This window comes from Streptomyces sp. MnatMP-M17 (assembly GCF_900091995.1).
In the GTDB taxonomy this organism is placed as follows: Bacteria; Actinomycetota; Actinomycetes; order Streptomycetales; family Streptomycetaceae; genus Streptomyces.
Genome location: NZ_FMDK01000985.1, coordinates 1 through 4,273 on the forward strand (window position 1 = coordinate 1; position 4,273 = coordinate 4,273).

The 4,273-nt window shown below is 70.0% G+C and carries 2 protein-coding genes and 1 pseudogene; 1 reads left to right on the forward strand and 2 read right to left on the reverse strand.

Annotated features, from left to right (window positions below; genetic code table 11):
* A partial coding sequence (locus GA0115259_RS34690) for a CocE/NonD family hydrolase (RefSeq protein WP_272921256.1) occupies nucleotides 1-582 on the reverse strand: 582 nt, incomplete at its 3' end.
* A gap of 406 nt (nucleotides 583-988) precedes the next feature.
* Between GA0115259_RS34690 and GA0115259_RS34695 the strand changes: the two genes are divergently transcribed.
* Nucleotides 989-2,029, forward strand: a complete 1,041-nt coding sequence (locus GA0115259_RS34695; RefSeq protein WP_093604266.1) for a LacI family DNA-binding transcriptional regulator — start codon at nucleotides 989-991, stop codon at nucleotides 2,027-2,029.
* Nucleotides 2,030-2,139: 110 nt separating this feature from the next.
* Here the strand turns inward: GA0115259_RS34695 and GA0115259_RS34700 are convergent.
* Nucleotides 2,140-4,273, reverse strand: a pseudogene (locus tag GA0115259_RS34700) (glycosyl hydrolase); the annotation flags it as partial.

Genomic DNA, 4,273 nt, shown 5'->3' on the forward strand with positions numbered 1-4,273 from the left:
GCGCTGGGTGCCGGTGCGGCTGCCGTAGCCGCGGGCGCGGCCGTTCAGCCAGTCGACCACGGCCTTGGCCGACTGGATGTCGGAGCGTCCGCCGACATCGACACAGCCGTCGGAGCGGCTGGTGCCCGTGAGATCGACGGCGACGAAGGCATAGCCGCGCGGTACGAAGTAGTTGTCGTAGTACAGCGGGAAGCCGACCGGTCTGCCATCCGCGTCATAGGTCTTCCGCTGGCTCTCGTTGCCGCGTCCGCAGCAGGAGTAGTACGGGCTCGCGTCCATGATCACGGGAACCTTGCGGCCCCGCTCGGCGGGCTCGCTCGGCCGGATGACATCGACGGCGACGCGGTCGTTCCTGCCGTCCTCGTCACCGTCGATCCCGGTGTCCACCCAGATGGACTCCCGGATCGCGTCGTCGTACGAGTAGACGGGCCGGCTCTCCTTCACCTTCGGTTCGCCCGGCCCCGCGGCGGGCTGTGCGCCCAGTGCCCCTGTCGGAGTGAGCAGCACCCCGAGGAGAGCGGCGGAGGCCGCCGCGACCAAGGTTCTGTATGACCAGCGGGCTCCCCGCGCACGGATCTCCATGGGGCGGAAGGTACCCCGGTGAACTCCCGTGCAAAAGAGGGCAGTCGGCGGGCCGAAGGCACATGGGTGCGGCTGGGCATGCCGACCGTATACATGTCGTGTACGGGGCGCCGGCCGCGCGGGAGTCGTTCGGCGGGCGTACGGCACCAGGGACCGTGGGCATGGACTCCGGGCGGACAGGTCTGCCAGGACATCGCTGATGGGGCGCCTTGGAAGCGCTCTCAATCCAAGCGCCCACAGCGGTTAGGCTGTAGCTGTCCGGCAGCCCGTCTCGCCCCCGTATGCGGCGGTGCCGTACGGCACCGCCATATCGGTCCTGTCCGGGCCGTACCGGCAGCCATCAGGTCCTGTACGCCCGTACCGGCACCGTCAGCCGTATATCCGTCCCCGACGAGGAGCGCACGCCTTGCCCGAGCCGTCCCCTGGGTTCCGTCCCACTCTGGAAGCTGTCGCCGCGCGCGCCGGCGTCTCCCGGGCCACGGCCTCGCGGGTCGTCAACGGCGGTGCGGGAGTCCGGCAGCCGCTGGTCGACAAGGTGCGCCGGGCGGTCGACGAGCTGGGATACGTACCGAACCACGCGGCCCGCACCCTGGTCACCCGGCGCACCGGCGCGGTCGCCGTGATCATCGCGGAGCCGGAGATCCGGATCTTCTCCGATCCGTTCTTCTCCCAGCAGATCCGCGGTATCAGCAAGGAACTGACCGCGCACGACACCCAGTTGGTGCTGCTCCTGCTCGAAGGTCCCGGCGACTACGACCGGATCGCCCGCTATCTGGCGGGCGGCCATGTCGATGGCGCGCTCGCCTTCTCGCTGCACACCGACGATCCGATCCCCGAGATCACCCGGCGGGCCGGGATGCCGACGGTCTACGGAGGCCGGCCGAGCTGGACGGCGGCCCAGGACCGTCAGGCCGTGCCGTATGTGGACGCCGACAACCGCGGCGGCGCCCGCGCGGCCGTCCAGTACCTGCGGGACCTCGGCCGGCGGCGCATCGCGCATATCGCGGGCCCGCGCGACCAGACCTCGGCCACCGACCGGCTGGACGGCTACCACGATGTGCTGCTGAACGCGGATCCCGGGCTGATCGCCGAGGGCGCGTTCACGGCGGAGAGCGGAGCGCGCGCGATGGCGGAGCTGCTGGAGCGCTCCCCCGATCTGGACGCGGTGTTCGCCGCCAACGATCTGATGGGCTCGGGCGCGCTGCGGGTGCTCAAGGAGCGTGGCCGCGCGGTGCCCGACGATGTGGCGCTGGTCGGCTTCGACGACATGGACTCGGTCGCGGAGGCCACCGATCCGCCGCTGACCACCGTCCGGCAGGACATAGAGGGACAGGGCCGGCTGATGGCGCGGCTGCTGCTGCGCGGTCTGGACCGGGACCGCGAGGGCGCCTCGGCGCCTGCTTCGGTGATCACTCCGACCACACTGGTACGGCGGGCCTCGGCCTGAGCCGGGACCCGCCGTCCGTCGTGGGCCGTGCCTCGCGGGTCGGCCGTGTCTCGCGGGTCGTACGCGTGCCGCGAGAGAGGGGGCCCGCTGTCGAGAGAGGTCCGCTATCCGGTCGCTGTCGAGCGCGCCGGTACGGTGAGCGTCTTACCGTCCGAGAAGGTGACGGTGCGCGCCACCGGCTCGAAGTTGTGCGCCGCGTACGTCCGTACTCCGCCCTTGGTGAAGACGGCAGAGGTCGGGACCGAGCCGGTCACCGTCGCGTCGGGAGCGCCCAGCGCGTCCAGTGTGGTGATCCAGTGGTACGTATGGGCCCTGGACTCGCCCGCCTCGGGTGTGTAGCCCGCGTTGCCCGCGTCCCACTTGGCCTTGGCCGCCGCCGGATCGGCGAGGGCCTCGAACTCCCAGAGAATGTCCCGCCATTCGACGGCCGGACCGCCGTTCTCCCGCACCATCTCCGCGAGATTGCGCCTGATCGCGTCCTTCTCACGGCTGAGATGGAGCGAACCACCGGTCAGCGGAAGGGCGTTGATGCCGTGGATCTCCTCCGGATTGGCGGTCCACCAGGTGGAGTACGCGCCGCCGCTGCCCCACACCATACCGACCGTGTCATGCCCGAAGGAGGACGGGAAGACCTCCTGGTCGGCGTCGAACCAGTACTGGCCGATCGCCTCGGACTCGGTGGTCAGCAGGTAGCTGCCCAGATCGCGCAGTTGGGCGTTACCGGTCGCGGAGCCCCACAGGATCAGTGCGGCACTGAGGTTGGTTGACTCCGAAGACGACTCCTGGTTGTTGCCCGCGGCGAAGCCCTGGTGTCCCGAGGCCCAGCTGTGTCCCGCGTATATGTCGAAGCCGCGCAGGAAAGGGAATTGGGTGTCGTCACGGCTGGGATTGGCCGCGTCGCGTACGAGCGTCTTCACCATGCCGCCCCAGGCGGAGTCGGCGGCCCACGCCTGGTCGTACTGGGCGACGATCGCCGCCGCGTAGACGTAGTAACTGTAGTGGAAGTGGTGGTCGTTGAGCTCCGTGTCACTGCCGTAGGAGGCGGGATAGCCGGTCAGCGTCTTCCAGTTCCTGTCGTAAGAGAACTCATTGGCGCCGCCCGCCGTGAACCACTGCTCCAGCCGGCCCTTGAGCAGTCCGACCAGCTTGTCGCGGGTCGCGGTCTCGCCGATCTGGTCGGCCATGGGCACCAGTTGGGCGAGCTTGCCCAGCGCCTTGCCGGTCCAGTAGGTGTCGACCGCGCCGGAGAACGGATCGGCCGCGTTCGCCACCTCGTTCAGATAGCCCCGGAGCCGTGCCTGGTCGACACCGCCGGACCTCGGCAGCGCGGGCAGCACTCCGGCCGACTGCTGGCTGGTGGTGAAGGAGGTGCCCTCGCGGACCTTCATCGTGCCGCGTGACGAGACATAGGTGTACGGCGTGAGCGCGTCGGTCGTGTGGAGCCACTGGTGGCGGTAGAGGGCCTGGAGCGTACCGGTCTCGGTGCCCTCCTGCGGCGCGGTGGTGAGGCTGTAGGTCGCCCTGACCGTGCCGCCGTCGGCGCTCCAGCTCACCTTCGAGCCGGTGACGAAGCTGTACGCGTACTTCCGGTAGGCAGCCAGCGCGTCCGTGGACGGCAGGACCGCGAGGGAGAAGTAGTCACGGCTGCCGAGCCCGGCCGTGAGCGTGGATCCCGCTACGGTCCAGTCGCTGCCGGTCGGCGCGAACAGGGCGTAGTGGTGTCCCGCGACGGTGATGCCGAGGACATTGCCCTGGTCGGCGAAGACCTGGGGCGCGGCGGCGGTGGTGACGCGCGCGTCGCCGCCGGTGCCCTTGGCGTAGACGAAGGGCAGACCGTGGCCGATGGTGGTCCGCAGGGTGCGGGCGCCGTCCGACCAGTACGGCGTGACCGTCCAGTCCGACCAGCTGTCGGCCTTGGTGTCGGGCGAGTTGAGCCCGGTCAGTCCGAGCGTGAGATCGGCCTTGTGCGCGTACTCGTACTGACGGCCGTCGCCGCTGACCGTCGGAGCGGTCGGATAGCCGACCTGGAGACCGCCCGCGGTCGCCTGATAGGTGAGCGGATGGCCGTACATCGGCGTGGAGTACGGATTGTCGCCGTACCGCTGGAAGGCCAGCGAGGACCACCAGTCGTTCGTGGGTACGGGCCTGTTCCTGGCGGCGTCGGTCACCTTGGGAGTGACCGGCGTGCCCGTGTTGGTCGTGGGGCCCGCCGTACCGGCGGGCCGGGGGTCCGAATAACTCCCC